This window comes from Sphingomonas sp. Leaf67 (assembly GCF_001421965.1).
Lineage (GTDB): Bacteria > Pseudomonadota > Alphaproteobacteria > Sphingomonadales > Sphingomonadaceae > Sphingomonas.
On sequence record NZ_LMLP01000001.1, the window covers coordinates 770431 to 790083 of the forward strand.

Annotated in this window: 31 protein-coding genes; 2 read left to right on the plus strand and 29 right to left on the minus strand. The window is 64.1% G+C overall.

Annotated elements, in window-relative coordinates; all coding sequences use genetic code 11:
* Nucleotides 1-88 precede the first annotated feature (88 nt).
* The 25 genes from rpmD to ASE90_RS03835 form a co-directional block, all read right to left on the minus strand.
* Nucleotides 89-265, minus strand: a complete 177-nt coding sequence (gene rpmD, locus ASE90_RS03715) for a 50S ribosomal protein L30 (RefSeq protein WP_055996081.1) — start codon at nt 263-265, stop codon at nt 89-91.
* Nucleotides 266-271: 6 nt separating this feature from the next.
* Entirely contained in the window at nt 272-1003 is a 732-nt protein-coding gene (gene rpsE, locus ASE90_RS03720) for a 30S ribosomal protein S5 (protein WP_082438708.1), read from the minus strand.
* Between the two features lie 3 nt (nt 1004-1006).
* The gene (gene rplR, locus ASE90_RS03725) at nt 1007-1363 is read right to left on the minus strand and encodes a 50S ribosomal protein L18 (protein WP_055996084.1); all 357 of its coding nucleotides are present in this window, start codon (nt 1361-1363) and stop codon (nt 1007-1009) included.
* The gene (rplF, locus tag ASE90_RS03730) at nt 1363-1896 is read right to left on the minus strand and encodes a 50S ribosomal protein L6 (protein ID WP_055996088.1); all 534 of its coding nucleotides are present in this window, start codon (nt 1894-1896) and stop codon (nt 1363-1365) included. The genes rplR and rplF overlap by 1 nt, the downstream gene beginning before the upstream one ends.
* The gene (rpsH, locus tag ASE90_RS03735) at nt 1896-2291 is read right to left on the minus strand and encodes a 30S ribosomal protein S8 (RefSeq protein WP_033921102.1); all 396 of its coding nucleotides are present in this window, start codon (nt 2289-2291) and stop codon (nt 1896-1898) included. The genes rplF and rpsH overlap by 1 nt, the downstream gene beginning before the upstream one ends.
* Nucleotides 2292-2302: 11 nt before the next feature.
* Complete coding sequence (gene rpsN, locus ASE90_RS03740) at nt 2303-2608, minus strand: 30S ribosomal protein S14 (RefSeq protein ID WP_055756896.1); 306 nt, start codon at nt 2606-2608, stop codon at nt 2303-2305.
* Between the two features lie 59 nt (nt 2609-2667).
* Nucleotides 2668-3252 carry a 50S ribosomal protein L5 gene (gene rplE / locus ASE90_RS03745; protein ID WP_055996091.1) on the minus strand — a complete coding sequence of 195 codons (585 nt, stop codon included), beginning with the start codon at nt 3250-3252 and terminating at the stop codon, nt 2668-2670.
* Nucleotides 3245-3559, minus strand: coding sequence for a 50S ribosomal protein L24 (gene rplX / locus ASE90_RS03750; RefSeq protein ID WP_055996094.1), 315 nt, complete (start codon nt 3557-3559; stop codon nt 3245-3247). The genes rplE and rplX overlap by 8 nt, the downstream gene beginning before the upstream one ends.
* A complete protein-coding gene (gene rplN, locus ASE90_RS03755) occupies nt 3559-3927 on the minus strand; it encodes a 50S ribosomal protein L14 (RefSeq protein ID WP_055996097.1) in 369 nt (122 codons plus the stop codon). Before rplN ends, rplX begins: the two co-directional genes overlap by 1 nt.
* Before the next feature lie 216 nt (nt 3928-4143).
* Complete coding sequence (gene rpsQ / locus ASE90_RS03760) at nt 4144-4416, minus strand: 30S ribosomal protein S17 (protein ID WP_055763313.1); 273 nt, start codon at nt 4414-4416, stop codon at nt 4144-4146.
* 11 nt (nt 4417-4427) lie between these two features.
* A complete protein-coding gene (gene rpmC, locus ASE90_RS03765; protein WP_055996100.1) occupies nt 4428-4631 on the minus strand; it encodes a 50S ribosomal protein L29 in 204 nt (67 codons plus the stop codon).
* A 2-nt stretch (nt 4632-4633) separates the two neighbouring features.
* Complete coding sequence (rplP, locus tag ASE90_RS03770; RefSeq protein ID WP_055756910.1) at nt 4634-5065, minus strand: 50S ribosomal protein L16; 432 nt, start codon at nt 5063-5065, stop codon at nt 4634-4636.
* Between the two features lie 12 nt (nt 5066-5077).
* Nucleotides 5078-5788, minus strand: coding sequence for a 30S ribosomal protein S3 (rpsC, locus tag ASE90_RS03775; RefSeq protein ID WP_055996103.1), 711 nt, complete (start codon nt 5786-5788; stop codon nt 5078-5080).
* A complete protein-coding gene (rplV, locus tag ASE90_RS03780) occupies nt 5788-6165 on the minus strand; it encodes a 50S ribosomal protein L22 (RefSeq protein WP_055996106.1) in 378 nt (125 codons plus the stop codon). The genes rpsC and rplV overlap by 1 nt, the downstream gene beginning before the upstream one ends.
* Entirely contained in the window at nt 6165-6443 is a 279-nt protein-coding gene (gene rpsS / locus ASE90_RS03785) for a 30S ribosomal protein S19 (RefSeq protein ID WP_055996110.1), read from the minus strand. Before rpsS ends, rplV begins: the two co-directional genes overlap by 1 nt.
* A 3-nt stretch (nt 6444-6446) precedes the next feature.
* On the minus strand, nt 6447-7295 hold the full coding sequence (gene rplB / locus ASE90_RS03790) for a 50S ribosomal protein L2 (RefSeq protein WP_055996113.1): 849 nt from the start codon (nt 7293-7295) through the stop codon (nt 6447-6449).
* Nucleotide 7296: 1 nt separating this feature from the next.
* Nucleotides 7297-7614: a 50S ribosomal protein L23 gene (locus ASE90_RS03795; protein WP_055996116.1), complete on the minus strand. Its 318-nt coding sequence runs from the start codon at nt 7612-7614 to the stop codon at nt 7297-7299.
* Nucleotides 7607-8233: a 50S ribosomal protein L4 gene (gene rplD, locus ASE90_RS03800; protein ID WP_055996119.1), complete on the minus strand. Its 627-nt coding sequence runs from the start codon at nt 8231-8233 to the stop codon at nt 7607-7609. The genes ASE90_RS03795 and rplD overlap by 8 nt, the downstream gene beginning before the upstream one ends.
* A 2-nt stretch (nt 8234-8235) precedes the next feature.
* Nucleotides 8236-8961, minus strand: a complete 726-nt coding sequence (rplC, locus tag ASE90_RS03805; RefSeq protein WP_055996122.1) for a 50S ribosomal protein L3 — start codon at nt 8959-8961, stop codon at nt 8236-8238.
* Nucleotides 8962-9284: 323 nt separating this feature from the next.
* Nucleotides 9285-9593: a 30S ribosomal protein S10 gene (rpsJ, locus tag ASE90_RS03810; protein WP_033921125.1), complete on the minus strand. Its 309-nt coding sequence runs from the start codon at nt 9591-9593 to the stop codon at nt 9285-9287.
* A 151-nt stretch (nt 9594-9744) separates the two neighbouring features.
* Nucleotides 9745-10938, minus strand: coding sequence for an elongation factor Tu (gene tuf, locus ASE90_RS03815; RefSeq protein WP_055756924.1), 1194 nt, complete (start codon nt 10936-10938; stop codon nt 9745-9747).
* A gap of 205 nt (nt 10939-11143) precedes the next feature.
* Nucleotides 11144-13237: an elongation factor G gene (gene fusA / locus ASE90_RS03820; protein WP_055996124.1), complete on the minus strand. Its 2094-nt coding sequence runs from the start codon at nt 13235-13237 to the stop codon at nt 11144-11146.
* Between the two features lie 95 nt (nt 13238-13332).
* Nucleotides 13333-13803, minus strand: coding sequence for a 30S ribosomal protein S7 (rpsG, locus tag ASE90_RS03825; protein WP_055997235.1), 471 nt, complete (start codon nt 13801-13803; stop codon nt 13333-13335).
* Nucleotides 13804-13902: 99 nt separating this feature from the next.
* Nucleotides 13903-14274, minus strand: a complete 372-nt coding sequence (gene rpsL / locus ASE90_RS03830; protein WP_055757399.1) for a 30S ribosomal protein S12 — start codon at nt 14272-14274, stop codon at nt 13903-13905.
* 285 nt (nt 14275-14559) lie between these two features.
* Nucleotides 14560-14832 carry a hypothetical protein gene (locus ASE90_RS03835; protein ID WP_055996127.1) on the minus strand — a complete coding sequence of 91 codons (273 nt, stop codon included), beginning with the start codon at nt 14830-14832 and terminating at the stop codon, nt 14560-14562.
* Nucleotides 14833-15095: 263 nt separating this feature from the next.
* Here ASE90_RS03835 and ASE90_RS03840 point away from each other — a divergent pair, with 263 nt between their 5' ends.
* On the plus strand, nt 15096-15743 hold the full coding sequence (locus ASE90_RS03840; protein WP_055996130.1) for a peptidylprolyl isomerase: 648 nt from the start codon (nt 15096-15098) through the stop codon (nt 15741-15743).
* Between the two features lie 142 nt (nt 15744-15885).
* On the opposite strand, the gene ASE90_RS03845 is transcribed toward ASE90_RS03840, so the two are convergent.
* The 4 genes from ASE90_RS03845 to ASE90_RS03860 form a co-directional block, all read right to left on the minus strand.
* Nucleotides 15886-16512, minus strand: a complete 627-nt coding sequence (locus ASE90_RS03845; RefSeq protein WP_055996133.1) for a glutathione S-transferase family protein — start codon at nt 16510-16512, stop codon at nt 15886-15888.
* Nucleotides 16513-16554: 42 nt separating this feature from the next.
* The gene (locus ASE90_RS03850) at nt 16555-17433 is read right to left on the minus strand and encodes a dienelactone hydrolase family protein (RefSeq protein ID WP_055996136.1); all 879 of its coding nucleotides are present in this window, start codon (nt 17431-17433) and stop codon (nt 16555-16557) included.
* Nucleotides 17434-17550: 117 nt separating this feature from the next.
* A complete protein-coding gene (locus ASE90_RS03855; RefSeq protein ID WP_082449530.1) occupies nt 17551-18213 on the minus strand; it encodes a DUF1013 domain-containing protein in 663 nt (220 codons plus the stop codon).
* Between the two features lie 132 nt (nt 18214-18345).
* Nucleotides 18346-19335, minus strand: a complete 990-nt coding sequence (locus tag ASE90_RS03860; RefSeq protein WP_055997238.1) for an NAD(P)H-quinone oxidoreductase — start codon at nt 19333-19335, stop codon at nt 18346-18348.
* A gap of 82 nt (nt 19336-19417) precedes the next feature.
* Here ASE90_RS03860 and ASE90_RS03865 point away from each other — a divergent pair, with 82 nt between their 5' ends.
* Nucleotides 19418-19615, plus strand: a complete 198-nt coding sequence (locus ASE90_RS03865) for a DUF1192 domain-containing protein (protein WP_055996142.1) — start codon at nt 19418-19420, stop codon at nt 19613-19615.
* Nucleotides 19616-19653 lie beyond the last annotated feature (38 nt).

Sequence of the window (19653 nt, forward strand, 5' to 3'; positions counted from 1 at the left end):
CGCTTTCGCTATGTTCGCGCTTGATAAAAGAGGAAGGGGGCCGCTTAGCCCCCTTCCCCATGCTTGTCACCGGTAAAGATGAAGGGCCTCAGCCCTCTACCGATACCATGTGGTGCACCTTGCGGATCATGCCGCGCACCTCGGGGGTGTCGGTCAGTTCCACGGTCTTGTGCATCTTGTTGAGGCCGAGACCGATCAGCGTTGCACGCTGGTCCTTGGTCCGACGGATCGGCGACCCGGTCTGGGTGATCTTGACGGTTGCCATCGCTCGTTACTCCACGATCGCCGCGGCATCAGCCTCGGCGGTCTGCGATCCACCACGACCCAGCAGGTCGGCGATCTTCTTGCCGCGACGCTGCGCCACCGACTTCGGCGACGACTGATCGTTCAGGGCTTCGAAGGTCGCACGGATCATGTTGTACGGGTTCGACGTGCCTACCGACTTCGTCACGACATCGGCAACGCCGAGCGATTCGAAGATGGCGCGCATCGGACCACCCGCGATGATGCCGGTACCGGCCGGAGCCGACCGCAGCGTCACGCGACCGGCACCGAAGTGACCGTTGCCGTCATGGTGCAGCGTGCGACCGTCCTTCAGCGGCACGCGAACCATGGCCTTCTTGGCAGCGGCGGTCGCCTTCGAAATGGCTTCCGGCACTTCGCGCGCCTTGCCATGCCCGAAACCGACGCGACCCTTGCCGTCGCCGACGACGACGAGCGCGGCGAAACCGAAGCGCTTGCCGCCCTTGACGGTCTTCGACACGCGGTTGATGTGCACGAGCTTTTCGATCAGCTCTTCGCCACCATCGTCCGGACCGCCACGACGGTCGTCGCGACGACCACCACGATTGCCGTCACGGCCACCGCGACCACCGCCGCCGGGACCACCCGGACCGCCGCGACCGCGACCGCCGCGGGGACCACGGCCCTGCGGCTGCTCGCCACCCGGCGCTGCCGACACGTCGGCGGCGGGGGTTTCGGCCTGATTGTTTTCGTCAGCCATGTCTTAGAACTCCAATCCGGCTTCGCGGGCGGCCTCGGCCAGCGCCTTGACGCGGCCGTGGAACAGGAAGCCGCCACGGTCGAACACGACCTGCGTCACGCCGGCGGCCTTCGCCGCTTCCGCAACGCGGGTACCGACGCCCTTGGCGGCATCGATGTTCGCGCCCGATGCACTGCGCACGTCCTTTTCCAGGGTCGAGGCGGCAGCGACCGTGTGGCCGGCTGCATCGTCGATGACCTGGGCATAGATGTGCTTGCCCGAACGATGGATCGACAGCCGCGCACGGCCGCCCGAACGCGCCTTCAGCGCGGTGCGATTGCGCCGACGGCGCTTCTCGAAGAGGGAGAGACCCTTGGTCATTACTTCTTCTTCCCTTCCTTGCGGAAGATGAACTCGCCGTCGTACTTGATGCCCTTGCCCTTGTACGGCTCGGGCTTACGCCAACGACGGATCTCGGCAGCGATCTGACCGACCTTCTGCTTGTCGATCCCGCTGATTTCGATCGTGGTCTGATCGGGCGTCTTGATCTCGATGCCTTCCGGCACGTCGATGTTGACGTCGTGGCTGTAGCCGAGCTGCAGCTTCAGGTTCCTGCCCTGGGCCGCGGCGCGATAGCCGACGCCGGTGATCAGCAGCTTCTTGGTGAAGCCGGTGGTCACGCCGGTGATCAGGTTCTGCACGAGCGTACGCTGCATGCCCCAGAACGCGCGAGCGCGCTTGGTTTCGTTCGCCGGCTGCACCGAGATGGTGTCGCCTTCGACGGCATAGGCGATGTCATCGGCCAGCGGCAGCGTGAGCGTGCCCTTCGGACCTTTGACGCTCAGCTCGCGCCCTGCGATGTTGGCGGTGACGCCGGCCGGAACCGGGACTGCCTTCTTACCGATGCGGCTCATCAGAAGACCTCCGCGAGCACTTCGCCACCGACATTCTGTTCGCGCGCTTCGGCGTCGGACAGAACGCCACGCGGCGTCGAGACGATGGTGATGCCAAGGCCGTTGCGGACCTTCGGCAGTTCCTGCGAACCCGAATAGACCCGACGACCAGGCTTCGAGACGCGCGCGACGTGTTTGATCGCCGGCTGGCCTTCGAAATACTTCAGCTCGATGCGGATGCCGGCCGCGGGGCCCATCTGCTCTTCGCTGTAGCCACGGATATAGCCCTCGCGCTGAAGCACGTCGAGGACACGGGCCCGCAACTTGCTGGCAGGCGTCAGGACGGAGTCCTTGCGCGCGCGCTGGCCGTTGCGGATGCGGGTGAGCATGTCACCCAGGGGATCGGTCAATGCCATTGCTGTGTTCCTTACCAGCTCGACTTCGTGACGCCGGGGATCAGGCCCTTATTGGCCAGTTCACGCAGCATGACGCGGGCGAGACGGAACTTGCGATAATAGCCGCGGGGACGACCCGTCAGCTCGCAACGGTTGCGGATGCGGGTCGGATTCCCGTTGCGGGGAATCTCGGCCATCTTCAGCCGCGCGATCAGACGCTCGGTCTCGTCGAGCGACTGGTCGGCTGCGATCGCCTTCAGCTTCGCATATTTGGGTGCGAACTTCTTGACGAGCGCACGACGGCGCTCGTTCTTGTTCACGGAACTCAGTTTCGCCATGGACTTAAGCTCTCTTCGTTAAAGCACAGACCGCTCCCCGGCGAAGGGGAGCGGGTTGGTTATGCCGCCTTCTTTTCCTCGGCGCCCTCTTCCTGCGGGAAGGGGAAACCGAACAGACGCAGAAGCTCGCGAGCCTCTTCGTCGGTCTTGGCGGTGGTGGTCACGATCACATCCATGCCGCGCACCTTGTCGATGCGGTCATAGTTGATTTCGGGGAACACGATCTGTTCCTTGATGCCGCAAGCATAGTTGCCGCGGCCATCGAACGACTTCGGGTTCAGCCCACGAAAGTCGCGAACGCGAGGAAGTGCGATGGTGATGAAGCGATCGAGGAATTCGTACATCCGCTCGCGACGCAGCGTGACCTTGCAGCCGATCGCCATGCCTTCACGCAGCTTGAACTGCGCGATCGACTTCTTCGCCTTCGTGACGACAGGCTTCTGGCCGGCGATCAGCTCCATTTCGGAGCTGGCCTGCTCGACCTTCTTCTTGTCCTGCGTCGCTTCGCCAACGCCCATGTTCAGGACGATCTTGTCGAGGCGCGGGATTTCCATCACGTTCTTGTAACCGAACTTCTCGGTCATCGCCTTCACGATGCGATCGTCATAGATCGACTTCATGCGCGGCGTGTACTTATCAGCCATTGATGACCTCCCCGCCCTTTACGGCGACCCGGACCTTCTTGCCGTCGCGCACTTCGAAGCGCACGCGGGTCGGCTTGCCGTCGACGACGTGCGCGACCTTGCTGACGTGCATCGGCGCTTCCGAACGCACCAGACCACCCTGCGGGTCGGCCTGGTTCGGCTTCTTGTGGCGAACGGCGATGTTCACGCCGGACACGACGACCTTGCCATCCTTGGGCAGCGACTGGGTGACCTGACCGGTCTTGCCCTTGTCCTTACCCGACAGGACGATCACGGTGTCGCCCTTCTTGATCTTCGCAGCAGCCATTACAGCACCTCTGGGGCGAGCGAGATGATCTTCATGAAGCCCTTCGAGCGCAGCTCGCGGACCACCGGGCCAAAGATACGGGTGCCGATCGGCTCCTCGTTCTTGTTGACCAGCACCGCGGCGTTGCCGTCGAAACGGATCACCGAACCGTCGGTGCGACGGATGTCCTTGGCGGTCCGAACGATGACGGCACGGTGCACGTCACCCTTCTTCACGCGGCCGCGCGGAGCGGCTTCCTTGATGCTGACGACGATGACGTCGCCGACACCGGCCGTGCGGCGCTTCGAGCCGCCCAGCACCTTGATGCACTGCACCCGCTTCGCGCCGCTGTTGTCAGCGACGTCGAGATTGGATTGCATCTGGATCATGGATGCGATTCCTTACCCTATGGGGCCGATTCCGACCGGACCCCGCCTTGAAAAATGAACCCCCGGCTGCGGACCACGCCGGGCCGGGGGGAGCGGCCCAATAACCGCCCCATGGCGAAAAGGCAAGCGCCCTTCCGCGAATGTCCGTCATATCCGGATCTGACCCCGGAATTGCGTCGGGGTGAGAAGCCGATGGCACCCACCCCGTGCAAAGGCTTACGCCTCGGCTGCGACTTCCGCCGGCGTCGCGTGGGTGTTCACCCGCTCGATCACCTTCCAGGTCTTCAGCTTCGAGATCGGCGCGGTCTCTTCTATGCGCACGGTCTCGCCTTCGCGATATTCATTGCCCTCGTCATGGGCATGATACTTCTTCGAACGGCGGATGATCTTGCCGTAGAGGGGGTGCTTGACCTTCCGCTCTACCTTGACCACCACCGTCTTGTCGGTCTTGTCCGAGACGATCATCCCGGTCAGCACGCGCTTCGGCATGTCTCTCGTCCTTACTTGTCGGACGAGCGCGAACGCTCGCCCTGCAGCGTCTTGATCCGCGCGATGTCGCGACGGACTTCCTTCACGCGGGTCGGCTTTTCCAGCTGGCTGGTCGCCGCCTGGAAACGGAGGTTGAACGCCTCACGCTTCAGGCTCGACAGTTCATCGACCAGCTGGTCGTCGCTCTTGGCGCGAAGATCGGTTGCCTTCGTCATTCTCAACCCTCCAGGTGCGAGGTGTCGCCCAGACGGGCAACGACCTTGACCGCGATCGGCAGCTTCATCGCGGCGCGTTCGAACGCCTCCGCGGCGAGCGGGCCGGGCACGCCGTCCAGTTCGAACAGGATGCGACCCGGCTTGACGCGGGCGACCCAGAATTCGGGCGAACCCTTGCCCGAGCCCATGCGGACTTCGGCAGGCTTCGACGACACCGGCAGATCCGGGAATATCCGGATCCACAAGCGGCCCTGGCGCTTGATGTGACGCGTGATCGCGCGGCGAGCCGCCTCGATCTGGCGGGCGGTGATCCGCTCCGGCTCCATCGCCTTCAGGCCATAGGACCCGAAGTTCAGCGACGTACCGCCCTTGGCATCGCCATGGATACGGCCCTTGAAGGCCTTGCGGAACTTGGTGCGCTTTGGTTGCAGCATCTCAAATTATCCTTAGCGGCGGTGATCGTCGCGCGCGGGGCGCACGCCGGAGGTCTGAGCCTCCATCATCAGCCGGTCCTGCGCCATCGGGTCATGGCCGAGGATCTCACCCTTGAAGATCCAGACCTTGACGCCGCAGACGCCATACGCGGTGTGCGCCTGTGCCTCGGCATAGTCGAGGTTGGCACGCAGCGTGTGCAGCGGAACGCGACCTTCGCGATAGCCTTCCGAACGGGCGATTTCCGCACCGCCCAGACGACCGCCGCAAGCGACGCGGATGCCGTCGGCACCCAGACGCATCGCCGACTGCACCGCGCGCTTCATGGCGCGACGGAAGGCGATACGACGCTCGAGTTGATCGGCAATGCCCTGCGCGACGAGCTTCGCGTCGATTTCCGGCTTGCGGATCTCGACGATGTTCAGCGACACGTCGGACGAGGTCATCGAACCGAGCTTCTTGCGAAGCTTTTCAATGTCGGTGCCCTTCTTGCCGATGATCACGCCGGGACGTGCTGCAAAGATCGAGATGCGGCACAGCTTGGCCGGACGCTCGATCACCACCTTGGAGATCGCCGCCTGCGGCAGCGCCTTCATGATGAACTGGCGGATCTTCAGATCCTCCAGCAGCAGACGGCCATAGTCGGCGCCTTCGGCGTACCAACGGCTGTCCCAGGTGCGGTTGATCTGCAGACGCAGACCGATGGGATTGGATTTGTGACCCATTACGCTTCCTCCACCTCGGACACGACGATGCGCACGCGGCTGAACGGCTTCAGGATGCGCGTCGACTTGCCGCGACCACGGGTCGCGAAACGCTTCATCGTGATCGACTTGCCGACCGAGGCTTCCTTGACGACAAGTGCGTCAACGTCGAGGTTGTGGTTGTTTTCCGCATTCGCGATCGCCGAAGCGAGGCACTTGCGGACATCGATCGCCATCGCCTTCTTCGAGAAGGCGAGGATGTTCATCGCATCGCCGACCGGACGGTTGCGGATCAGTGCGGCGACGAGGTTCAGCTTCTGGGCCGAGCCGCGGACCTGAGTCGCGACCGCCAGAGCTTCCTTGTCACCGACGCGGCGCGGTGCTGCCTGCTTGCTCATCAGCGCTTGCCCTTCTTGTCGGCGGCGTGGCCGGGGAAGAAGCGCGTCGGCGCGAATTCGCCGAGCTTCATGCCCACCATGTCCTCGTTGACCGAAACCGGCACGAACTTGCGGCCGTTATAAACGTTGAACGTCAGGCCAACGAACTGCGGCAGGATCGTCGAACGGCGCGACCAGGTCTTGATCGGACCCGAACGGGTGCCGGCGTCCTGCGCCACTTCCGCCTTCTTCAGCAGATTGAGGTCCACGAACGGACCCTTCCATACGGAACGAGCCATCGCTTAGCCCTTCTTCTTCGCGTGACGGCTACGGATGATCATCTTATCCGTCGCCTTGTTGTGCCGCGTGCGCGCGCCCTTGGTCGGCTTGCCCCACGGGGTGACCGGATGACGACCGCCCGAAGTCCGGCCTTCACCACCGCCGTGCGGGTGGTCGACCGGGTTCTTGGCGACGCCGCGGGTCAGCGGACGCTTGCCGAGCCAGCGGTTACGACCGGCCTTGCCCAGATTCTGGTTCTGGTTGTCGGGGTTCGACACCGCACCGATCGTCGCCATGCAGGCGGCGTGGATGTAGCGCTGCTCACCCGAGTTCAGACGGACGATGACCATGCCCTTGTCGCGACCGACGACCTGCACATAGGTGCCGGCCGAACGGGCGATCTGACCGCCCTTGCCCGGCTTCATCTCGACGTTGTGGACGATCGTACCGACCGGCACCTGGCCCAGTTCCATCGCGTTGCCCGGCTTCACGTCGGTCTTCTTGCCGGCGACGACCTTGTCACCGACGTTCAGACGCTGCGGCGCGATGATGTAGGCGACGTTGGCCTTGCCATCGGTATCGCCATAGTTGACGAGCGCGATGAACGCGGTGCGGTTGGGATCATATTCGATCCGTTCCACGGTGCCTTCGACATCCCACAGCCGACGCTTGAAGTCGATGATGCGATAGCGCTGCTTGTGACCGCCGGCGATGCCGCGCGAGGTCACATGGCCCTTGTTGTTGCGGCCGCCCGACTTGGTCTTGCCTTCGGTCAGCGCCTTGACCGGACGACCCTTGTACAGGGCCGAACGATCGATCAGGACCAGGCCACGCTGCGACGGCGTGGTCGGATTATATTGCTTGAGTGCCATGTTACTTGGCCCCCTCGGTAATGTCGATCGACTGGCCGTCGGCCAGGGTCACGATCGCCTTCTTGAAGTCCGACCGGGTGTAGGGCGCGCCCTTCCACTTCTTGGTCTTGCCCTTGGTCACGATCGTGTTCACGCCGGTGACGGTGACGTTGAACAGTGCTTCGACCGCTGCCTTGATCTCCGGCTTCGACGCCTTGTTCGCGACCTTGAAGACGACGGCGTTATGCTCGGAGAGCATCGTCGACTTTTCGGTGATGTGGGGGCTAAGCACCACGTCGTAATGACGGATGTCGATAGCCGACTGTTGCTGCTTAGCCATTGAAGCGGGCCTCCAGCTTTTCGACGGCGGCGCGGGTGAGCACCAGCGTGTCGTGCTTCAGGATGTCATAGACGTTCGCGCCACCGGCGGGCAGGACATTGACCTGACGCAGGTTGCGAGCGGCCAGCGCGAAGCTGTTTTCGACGGCATCGCCATCGATCACCAGCGACTTCTTGCCGAAGCCCAGCTTGGCAAGGCTGCCGAGCAGGACCTGCGTCTTGCCGTCCGCAACGGTCAGACCGTCGAGGATGACCAGCGAACCCGCCTTGGCATGGCTCGACAGCGCCATCTTCAGACCGAGCGCGCGAACCTTCTTGTTCAGCCCCGGGTTGAAGTCGCGGACGCGGGCGCCGTGCGCCTTACCGCCGCCGACGAACACCGGAGCGCGGCGATCACCGTGACGGGCGACACCGCCGCCCTTCTGGCGACCCAGCTTCTTGCCGGTGCGGGCAACGTCTGCACGCTCGCGGGTGCCGCGGGCGGTGCCGCGACGCTTTTCGAGCTGCCACGTCACGACCCGGTGCAGGATGTCCGCACGCGGATCGAGGCCGAACACCTCGTCGTTCAGCTCGATATCGCCGTTTTCGACGGCATCGAGGGTCTGTACCTTGACCTTCATGATCAGCCCTCCTGGCCGTCGGTCGCAGCCGATGCGGCGGCGTCGTTGCTGTTGGCGCTCTTCAGACCAGCGGGATACGGAGCGTCGGCATGGCGCGCGACCTTCACCGCGTCCTTGACCGTCAGCCAGCTTCCCTTGTGACCGGGAACCGAACCCTTGATGAAGATCAGCCCGCGCTCGACGTCCGTCGACACGACCTGCAAATTCTGCTGCGTGCGGTTACGGTCGCCCATGTGGCCGGCCATCTTCTTGTTCTTGAAGACCTTGCCCGGATCCTGACGCTGACCGGTCGAACCGTGCGAACGGTGCGACACCGACACGCCGTGCGTCGCGCGCAGACCGCCGAAGTTCCAGCGCTTCATGGCACCCGCAAAGCCCTTGCCCTGCGTACGGCCCGAAACGTCGACCAGCTGGCCGGCAACATAGTGATCGGCGCCGATGGTGGCACCGACATCGAGCAACGCATCGTCCGCCACGCGGAACTCGACAACGCGCGCCTTCGGGGTCACTTCGGCCTTGCCGAAATGGCCGCGCTGCGGCTTGGCGACGTTCTTCGCCTTGGCGACGCCGGCACCGAGCTGCACCGCGACGTACCCGTCCCGATCCAGTTCACGACGGGCGACGACCTGCACGTCTTCCAGCTGCAGGACGGTGACGGGCACGTGGCGCCCATCGTCCTGGAACAGCCGGGTCATACCCATTTTCTTCGCGATCACACCAGTACGCATGACCAACTCCTCCAACAGAGGCTCGTCTTGACGACGAGCTTGCCTAACGAAAAAGGCTCCGGTGCGCGGTCACCCGCCTCCGAAGCCCCAGCCCTTGCGATCTGCACGCCCCCGCCAGGGCCAGACATCGCCGAATTGCTCCATGAGGGAGTTGCATCGACGATAGCGGGGACGCGGACAACGGCATTTGCCCGGAAGCGTCGTGCCGTTCGGTATCCCTGTGGTTGCTTTCCCGGCTTCGACCGTGCGCGTGTCATTTCACATACGCGGGAAGCGAAAGCGCGACACAGGGCGGAATCACCCTGCGTCGCGGAAGCCGGCTATTACGCCAGCTTGATCTCTACGTCCACCCCTGCCGCGAGGTCGAGCTTCATAAGCGCGTCAACGGTCTGCGGGGTCGGCTGCACGATGTCAAGCAGACGCTTGTAGGTCCGGGTCTCGAACTGCTCGCGCGACTTCTTGTCGATGTGCGGGCCGCGGTTGACCGTGAACTTGTCGATGTGCGTGGGCAGCGGAATCGGTCCACGGATCAGGGCGCCGGTGCGACGCGCGGTGTCGGCGATATCGCCGGCCGCCTGGTCGAGCACGCGATGGTCGAACGCCTTCAGGCGAATACGGATATTGTTGTCCATGGTCCTACCGATGCGAAAGAGCGGGCCGTTGGGACGGCTCTTGATTAACAAAAGGCTTGGTGGAAACACCGGCCAAAAAGCGGGGTGCCCTCATTAAATAGCAAACGGCGGCCCCCGTCTCCGGGGACCGCCGCCTGTTCGAGTCGCTATATTACTTGTCGATGCCGCTGACAACCCCTGCGCCGACGGTACGACCGCCTTCACGGATGGTGAAACGCTGGCCGACGTCCATGGCGATCGGTGCGATCAGCTTCACGCCCAGCGCGACTTCGTCGCCCGGCATGACCATTTCGGTGCCTTCCGGCAGTTCGATGGTGCCGGTCACGTCGGTCGTGCGGAAGTAGAACTGCGGACGATAGTTGGCGAAGAACGGCGTGTGACGGCCACCCTCGTCCTTCGACAGCACGTACACCGACGACTGGAAGTCGGTGTGCGGGGTGATCGAGCCCGGCTTCGCCAGAACCTGACCACGCTCGACTTCGTCACGGGCAACGCCGCGGATCAGCGCGCCGATGTTGTCGCCGGCCTGGCCCTGGTCGAGCAGCTTGCGGAACATTTCGACGCCGGTGACGACGGTCTTGCGGACCGATTCGTGAATGCCAACGATTTCGACTTCTTCACCGACCTTGACGATGCCGGTTTCGACGCGACCAGTGACCACGGTACCACGACCCGAGATCGAGAACACGTCTTCGATCGGCATCATGAACGGCTTGTCCAGCGGACGCTCCGGCTGCGGGATCGACTCGTCGACCGCCGCCATCAGCGCGAGAACCGCTTCCTTGCCGAACACGTCGTTCGAACCCGACAGCGCGCAGGTGGCCGAACCACGGATGATCGGAATGTTGTCGCCGTCGAATTCACGCTTCGATAGTTCTTCGCGGATTTCCATCTCGACGAGTTCGAGGATTTCCTCGTCGTCGACCAGATCAACCTTGTTCAGGAAGACGACCATGGTGGGAACGCCGACCTGCTTGGCGAGCAGGATGTGCTCCTTGGTCTGCGGCATCGGGCCGTCGGTGGCCGACACGACGAGGATCGCGCCGTCCATCTGCGCGGCACCGGTGATCATGTTCTTCACATAGTCGGCGTGACCCGGGCAATCGACGTGCGCATAGTGGCGGGCGGCGGTTTCGTACTCGACGTGGGCGGTCGAGATGGTGATGCCGCGCTCGCGCTCTTCCGGAGCCTTGTCGATGTTGGCGAAGTCGACGGCGACGCCGCCCGACGTTTCAGCCAGCACCTTGGTGATCGCGGCGGTCAGCGAGGTCTTGCCGTGGTCGACGTGACCGATGGTACCGATGTTGAGGTGCGGCTTGTTCCGCTCGAATTTTGCCTTAGCCATTTTCCTACCTTCTGATTCGAATTCGGTGCCGCCGGGGCCACGCGAACGCGGCCCTTTAGCGGGTGTTGTTTCGTAATGCCAGCCCCCGTGCGGGGGAGCCGACAAGGGAGTAAATCCCTTGCCGTCGGTCGGGACGGTCTTCTGACCGCCCCGCCGGCCGGCCTTTCGGCGTCTCGGAGCTAAGCAAGCTTTAGCTCCGTGCGCCTCAGGCCATCTTCGCCTTCACTTCGTCAGCAACATTCTGCGGCACTTCGTCATAGTGCGAGAACTGCATCGAGTATTGCGCGCGACCCTGGGTGAACGAGCGGAGCTGGTTCACATAGCCGAACATGTTGGCGAGCGGGACCATCGCTTCGACGGTCTGCGCATTGCCGCGGCTGTCGGTGCCCTGGATCTGGCCACGACGGCTGTTCATGTCGCCGATGACGTCGCCCAGATAATCTTCCGGGGTAACGACCTCGACCTTCATGATCGGCTCGAGCAGCTTGATGCCGGCCTTCTGGGCCGCTTCGCGCATCGCGCCACGCGCGCAGATTTCGAACGCCAGTGCCGACGAGTCGACGTCGTGGTACTTGCCGTCGATCAGGTGGACTTCGAAGTCGATGATCGGGAAGCCGATCAGCGAACCGGTCTGCGCCGTCTCGCGCATACCCTTTTCCACCGACGGGATATATTCGCGCGGGATGTTGCCGCCCTTGATCTCGTCGAAGAACTGGTAACCCGTGCCGCGCTCGCCCGGAATGACCTTGACCTTGACTTCGCCGAACTGGCCCGAACCACCCGACTGCTTCTTGTGGGTGTAGGTCAGTTCGACCGGCTTGGCGAGATATTCGCGATACGCCACCTGCGGTGCGCCGACATTCGCCTCGACCTTGAACTCGCGCTTCATGCGATCGACGAGGATTTCGAGGTGAAGCTCACCCATGCCCTTGATGATCGTCTGGCCCGATTCGTGATCGGTCGACACGCGGAACGAGGGATCCTCGGCAGCCAGACGATTGAGCGCAATGCCCATCTTTTCCTGGTCGGCCTTGGTCTTCGGTTCCACCGACAGTTCGATGACGGGTTCCGGAAACTCCATCCGCTCGAGGATGATCGGGTTGGACGTGTCGCACAGCGTATCGCCGGTCGTCGTTTCCTTCAGACCCGCGATCGCGACGATGTCGCCCGCACGCGCTTCGTCGATGTCCTCACGCGAGTTCGCGTGCATCAGGAGCATACGGCCAATCTTTTCCTTTTTGTCCTTCACCGAGTTCAGATACCCGCCCTTGGTGAGGGTACCCGAATAGATGCGGGCGAAGGTCAGCGTGCCGACGAACGGATCGTTCATGATCTTGAACGCGAGCAGCGACATCGGCGCGTCGTCGGCCGGCGGACGCGAATCCGGGGTCTCGCCGTCAAGCTTCACACCCTGCACGTCCGGAATGTCCAGCGGCGAAGGCAGATAGTCGACAACGGCGTCGAGCAGCGGCTGCACGCCCTTGTTCTTGAACGCCGAACCGCAGACGATCGGCACGAAGCTCATCGCCAGCGTGCCCTTGCGGATCAGTGCCTTCAGATCGGCGACCGACGGTTCATTGCCTTCGAGATAGGCTTCCATCAGGTCGTCGTCCTGCTCGACGGCCATTTCGATCAGTTCGCTGCGATACTTCGCGGCCTTCTCGGCCATGTCGGCCGGGATGTCCTGATATTCGAACTTCGCGCCCAGCGACTCTTCGAGCCAGATGATCGCGCGGTTCTCGACCAGGTCGACGAGACCCTTGAAGCCGCCTTCGATACCGATCGGGAGATACAGGACCGCCGGACGTGCGCCCAGACGTTCGATGATCGAATCGACGCAGAAATAGAAGTCGGCTCCGGTGCGGTCGAGCTTGTTGACGAAGCACATGCGCGGCACGCCGTACTTGTCGGCCTGACGCCACACGGTTTCCGACTGCGGCTCGACGCCGGCAACGCCGTCGAAGCAGGCGACCGCGCCGTCGAGCACGCGCAGCGAGCGTTCGACTTCGATGGTGAAGTCGACGTGGCCCGGCGTGTCGATGATGTTGATCAGGTGCTCTTCACCCTTGCCCTCTTCCGCACGCCACTTGCAGGTGGTTGCCGCCGAGGTGATGGTGATGCCGCGTTCCTGCTCCTGCTCCATCCAGTCCATGGTGGCGGTGCCTTCGTGCACTTCGCCGATCTTGTAGGACTTGCCGGTGTAGTAAAGAATACGCTCGGTGGTGGTCGTCTTGCCGGCGTCGATGTGCGCCATGATGCCGATGTTGCGATACCGTTCGAGCGGATGGCTGCGGGCCATGATCGTGCTTCCTTAGCAATGTGGGGAGCGAGGCATGTCGCCCGCTCCCCACGATATAGTCGGTTGCATCAGCGGTGAAAAGCCACCGCCGAGACTTACCAGCGGTAGTGCGAGAAGGCGCGGTTCGCTTCCGCCATGCGGTGCGTGTCTTCGCGCTTCTTCACCGCGTTGCCGCGGTTGTTGGCAGCGTCCATCAGCTCGCCCGACAGGCGCGCCGACATGGTGTTCTCGCTGCGATTGCGGGCCGAGGTGATCAGCCAGCGGATTGCCAGTGCCTGGGCGCGTTCGAAGCGGACTTCGACCGGGACCTGATAGGTCGCACCGCCGACGCGGCGCGAACGTACTTCGATGTTCGGCTTCACGTTGTTCAACGCATCGTGGAACACGCCCAGCGGATCGCGCTTCGCGCGGCTCTCGACGGTTTCGAAGGCCGAATAGACGATGCCTTCGGCGACGGACTTCTTGCCGTCCAGCATCACCGAATTCATGAACTTGGTCAGAACCTCATCCCCGTATACGGGATCAGGCAGGATTTCCCGCTTTTCGGGACGACGACGACGAGCCATCAGATATTCCTTCAATCTTCAGCCGGTTCCCGAACCTGTCGGGGGCTTACTGGGGGTAGATGGACCTCTGGCCGCGCTGGTGATCAGCGCGGCGCGGGATCACTTCGGACGCTTGGCGCCGTACTTCGAACGCGACTGGCGACGATCCTTGACACCCTGCGTATCGAGCACGCCGCGCAGGACGTGGTAGCGAACGCCGGGAAGATCGCGCACACGACCGCCGCGGATGAGCACGACCGAGTGCTCCTGGAGGTTGTGGCCTTCACCCGGAATGTAGCTGATGACTTCGCGCTGGTTGGTCAGGCGGACCTTGGCCACCTTGCGCAGAGCCGAGTTCGGCTTCTTCGGGGTCGTCGTGTAGACACGGGTGCAGACACCGCGCTTCTGCGGGTTCTGGTCCATCGCAGGGACCTTCGACTTGGCCTTCTGCGGTTCGCGGCCCTTGCGGACCAGCTGGTTGATCGTCGGCATGAAGCCCTTCACCTTATCTTGCGGTTACTTTGCCGGAGCCGTTCCTGTCAGAAATGCGCAAAGGCCACGTGTGCGAATCGCCACGAGGCCGATGTCTCCAGCAATGTTCAGCTCTTTCAACCCACATGCAGGCCAGCGACGGCTACGACGCCGACCCAGCGGGACGGGCGGCCTATATAGGCGGCACCCCGGTCGGTCAATGGCACGCGGCGGACCGCCGCATGTACGAACGGGCGGCGAGGCCGCTGCCCCGCCGCCCGCCACAGGCCCGTCGATCGGACGCGATCAGTTGGCGCTGTTGCCCATCGTCGCGTTCATCGCGTCGGGGGTGTTGCCCATCATCGCGTCGCCCGCGGTCGTCACCGAATTGGCTTCGGTCTCCATCGGATTGATCGCGATCATCTCGTTGCCGACCTCGCCATCGTTGCGGAAGGCGGCATTGGCATAGGCATCGTTCAGCACGACATTGTTGTCGTTGGTCGTCGTGATCTCCTGCCCCCCGCAGGCGCCGAGCAGCGCAAGGACGGGCAAGGTGGCAGCGGCGGCGAAGCGGGTCATGACATTCTCCCAGCAGGATTTCCCGGTCAACGTCAAAGCCCGCTGCCCGTTCCGTTAGCGTCCGCCACCGCGCCGACCGGTCCGCGCGGCGACCGATGCGATTCCGACCGCTAGATCCGGTGCCGCCACCGCAACGGGCGGACACGGCACCGACCGCGCCCCGATCGATGTACCCGGACGAACCGAGAGCGTAGAGCCGACGGCCGCCACCCAAGCAGGTTGACGCGCTTTCGCCGGACGGTTCGGGACGTTAGGTAGCGGCGATGCGTATCCTGCTTGCCCTGATCCTGCTGGCCTTCGCCGTGCCCGCGTCCGCCCAGTCCGCCACCCGTGCGACACCCGGTTATGTCCGGGTCCGGTTCGACACATCGGCGGGGCCGATCATCGTCGCGCTCGACGTGAAGCGGGCACCCGCGACGTCGAGGAATTTCCTCGCCTATGTCGATGATGGCCGGTTCGACGGCACGATCTTCTACCGGTCGGCGCGGCGCAAGGCCGACCCGTCGCTGGGCTTCGTGCAGGGCGGCATCCGCACCGATGCGCGACGCATCCTGCCGCCCTTCCCCCACGAACGGACCGACCGGACCGGCGTCAAACACGTCGACGGCGCGATCTCGATGGCGCGGCGGCCCGAACCCAATTCGGCGGGCGGCAATTTCGTGCTGCTGGTCGGCGCGATGCCGAGCATGGATGCGAAAGGCGACTTTCCCGGCTATGCCGCCTTCGGGCGGGTGGTCGGCGGCATGGCGACGGTCAAGCGCATCCTCGCCAAGCCGACCGGCGGCGGATCGGATGCGATGAAGGGGCAGATGATCCTCGACCCGGTTCGCATCCTCCGCGCCCGCAGGCTGGACGGGACTCCGAAGCCGACCGGCCAGCCCAAGGTGTGGCTGATCGACGTGCGACGGTGAGACTATTCTGCTCGTTCGTCCCGACTAGCCGCTGAGCCTGTCGAAGCAGCGCATCGAAGGACCGCGTTTGGGGCGGTGCTTCGATACGGGCTTTCGACAAGCTCAACCCCTACTCAGCGCGAACGGAAGGTGGCGAAGCCCCTCACCCCGCCGCCTGCATCTCCGCCACCGCCGCATCGTCCAACTGGCTCGCCCGCAGATGCGCCGGGCGGTCCGCCAGCCGCGCCAGATAGGCCATGAAGGGGTCCAGCTTCGGCAGCGTCCCGAACTGCGTTCCCCACATCACGTGCGACCCGACATAGACATCGGCGGCGGTGAAGCGGTCGCCGGCGATATAGTCGTGCGCCGACACCGCCTGCTCCAGCACCGCGACGACCCGGTCGTAATCGCCATAGCCGACCATGCGCTGCTGATCCTCGCTCGGCGTCACCCCGAGCGACCGGTTGGTGATCGCCTGTTCCAGCGGCCCGGCGGCAAAGAACATCCAGCGATAATAATCGGCGCGTTCGTCCGCCGTCGGCGTGAGGCCGGCGGCGGGAAAGGCGTCGGCGAGATAGGCGCAGATCGCCGCACATTCGGTGACGACGCGACCGTCATGGACGATCGCCGGCACCTTACCCATCGGGTTCAGCGCGAGATAAGCATCGGCCTTCATCGAGCCGCCATAGCCGAGCACCTCGACATCATACTTGGCACCGACCTCCTCCAGCATCCAGCGGGCGATCCGGCCACGCGACATCGGGTTGGTGTAAAGCGTCAGTCCGGTCATTCTGCATCTTCCCCGCGATTCGCCCTGGAACAAAGATGGAACTTATCCGCGTTTCGCGTCAAGTTCGTGATGCAGGAACGCCGTGGTGCGCTCCCATGCCAGCTTCGCCGCCGCCGCGTCGTAGCGCATCGCCGAGGTGTCGTTGTTGAACGCATGATCGACGCCCGGATAGACATGGGTCGTCGCGTTCCTGCCCGCCTTGCGCAGCGCCTCTCCCCATGGAAGCGCGGTCGCATTCACCCGCGCATCCTTTTCGGCGAGTTGCAGCATCAGCGCCGCGCGGACCTTCGCCGCCTCGGCCGGATCGGGGGCCGGGCCGTAATAGCTGACCCCGGCGGTCAGCGCCGGATCAGCCACCGCCAGCCGGTTGACGAACGCGCCACCCCAGCAAAAGCCGACCGCACCGGCGTGCGATCCGCCCCGCTGGCCGCGTGCCTTTGCGAGGAAGGATTTGGCCTGCGCCAGCGCAAGGTCGTAATCGATCGTCCCGATCAGGGTGCGGGCGCGATCCTCATCGGCGGGGGTGCCCCCCTGTGGTGCTAGAAAATCGGGCGCAATCGCACGGAAGCCCGCCAGTGCGACGCGACGTGCGACATCCTCAATATGCGCGTTCAGCCCGCGATTTTCATGGATGACCAGCACGATCGGCAGCGGCTGCTTCATGCCCTTCAGCGCCGCGAAATAAGCGGTGGCCGGTTGGCCGGCCTCGGTGCCGCTGCGTTTGGCGGTATCGAGCCGGCTATCGGTCGGCGCGATCTGTTGCGCGGCGGCGGGCGATGCGGCGATGCCCGCGATCAGCGTTTCGGCAGCGGCGACAGACCCCGCCAGTGCCACCATATCGGCCATGAACGCGCGCCGGTCGCGATGTTCGTGGGTGAAGGCGTCGTAAAGCGCGATCGCGCGGGCACGAAGGTCGGACATGGCTGCTCACTCCACCGGGGATGCCGGCAACCTAACCGACTGGTCGGTTTACGCAAATAGCCCGGCCGCTCGATAAGAGCGACCGGGCCATCATAAGCGCGGATGCGCTTTAGCAGTTCAGCGCTTGAACGGATCGAAGAACGAGCCCGACGTTTCGGGCAGTTCGCCGCGTTCGGCCAGTTCGGCGTCGCGGGCGGCCTGGGTACGTTCGTTACGGAGCTGTTCGATCAGCGCCTCGCGATCGCCCTCCAGACGGGTGTCGGCGGGGGCTTCGATCCCGGCCGCCTTCGCGGCCTTGCCGACCAGCGCGTCGAGTTCGCGCTGCGAACACAGGCCCAGCGTAACCGGGTCCTTCGGCGTGATGTTACCGATGTTCCAATGGGTGCGGTCGCGGATTGCGGCGATCGTGGTGCGGGTGGTGCCGATCAGCTTGCCGATCGCGCCGTCGCTGATTTCCGGATGGTTGCGGATGATCCACGCGATGCCGTCCGGCTTGTCCTGCCGCTTGCTCACCGGGGTATAGCGCGGGCCCTTGGTCCGGCGGACCTGATCGGGTCCCTTCATCATCACCAGACGATACTCGGGGTTCTTCTGCCCCTTCTCGATTTCGTCCATCGTCAGTTCGTGCGCGCGGACGGGATCGCGACCGGTCAGCTTGGTCGCGGCGGTATCGTCGGCAATCGCCTGCACTTCAAGAACGTGAAGGCCGCAAAAATCGGCGATCTGCGGAAAGGACAAGGCGGTGTTGTCGACCAGCCAGGAAGCGGTCGCGTGCGGCATCAGCGGCTGGGCCACGACGGGTCTCCGAAATAGAAAGGGCCGCCCAAACCGGGCGGCCACGTTGGGAACGGACTTAGTACCGCTTGCCGAAAAGGGCAAGCGGTCGCGGGTTTTGGCGCTTTGCAGCGCGTTTCAGGCTGTGGACGCAACCGTCAGCACGATTTTGCCGACATGATCGCCCGCCTCCATGCGTCGATGCGCCTCGTCCGCCCGATCAAGGGGAAAGGTCTTGTCGATCACCGGACGCAGCCGCCCTGCCTCGACATGCGGCCACACGGTCCGCGACAGTTCATCGGCAACCATTTCCTTGAACGCCGCATCACGGGCACGCAGCGTCGACCCGGTCAGGGTCAGGCGGCGGCGCATGATATCCCAGAGCGGAACGGTGGCGCTCGCCCCGCCCTGCACCGCGATCGAGACGTGGCGGCCATCCTCGGCGAGGCATTTGATATTGCGCGGGACATAGTCGCCACCGACCATGTCGAGCACGACGCTGACGCCCTTGCCGCCGGTGATGTCGGCTACACGTTCGACGAAATCCTCGGTACGGTAGTTGATCACGTGCGCTGCCCCAAGGTCGAGCGCCGCGCGCGCTTTCGCCTCACTGCCGACGGTTACGATGACCTCCAGACCGAAGACGCGACCGAGCAGGATCGCCATCGTGCCGATACCGCTGGTGCCGCCATGGACCAGCACCGTGTCCCCGTCCGCCGCATACCCACGTTCGAACAGGTTGGTCCACACGGTGAACAGCGTTTCGGGCAGCGCCGCCGCCTCGACCATCGACAGCGCTTCGGGCACGGGCAGGCACTGGCCGGCCGGGACCGCGGCATATTCGGCATAGCCCCCGCCCGCCAGCAACGCGCAGACCGATTGCCCCAGCCAATGCAGATCGACGCCCTCACCCAGTGCCACGACCTCGCCCGATATTTCGAGACCGGGGATCGACGATGCGCCGGGCGGTGGCGGATAGCCGCCGGTGCGTTGCAGGACGTCGGGCCGGTTGACCCCGGCGGCGGCGATGCGGATCAGCACCTCCCCCTGCGCCGGTTGCGGCGTCGGGCGTTCGACGATCGTCAGCACTTCCGGGCCACCCGGTTCGGCCGGATCGATCGCACGCATCGCCGCTGGCACGTCCATATAGTCTTCCCCCTGCACCGGCGCGTTATTGACATCGTCGGCCACAGGGTCAACGCTGCTTGCAATGGAACCCGACGAAAATGTTAACCATGTTCGTGGCAACCTGCTCGCCATGCTGTTGCGCGAGGATCTTGACCCGTTGTCTCAAGACGAGCTGACCGCGCGAATCGACGCGCTGGAAGGCGAGATCGTGCGATGCCGTGCGCGAATCGACGCCGCGCGTAGCCACCGGTCCAGTGCCGACGCGCTGTTCCGGTCATGAGATGTTCCGCCCCCCGCTTGATGCCGGGCGGCGGCGTA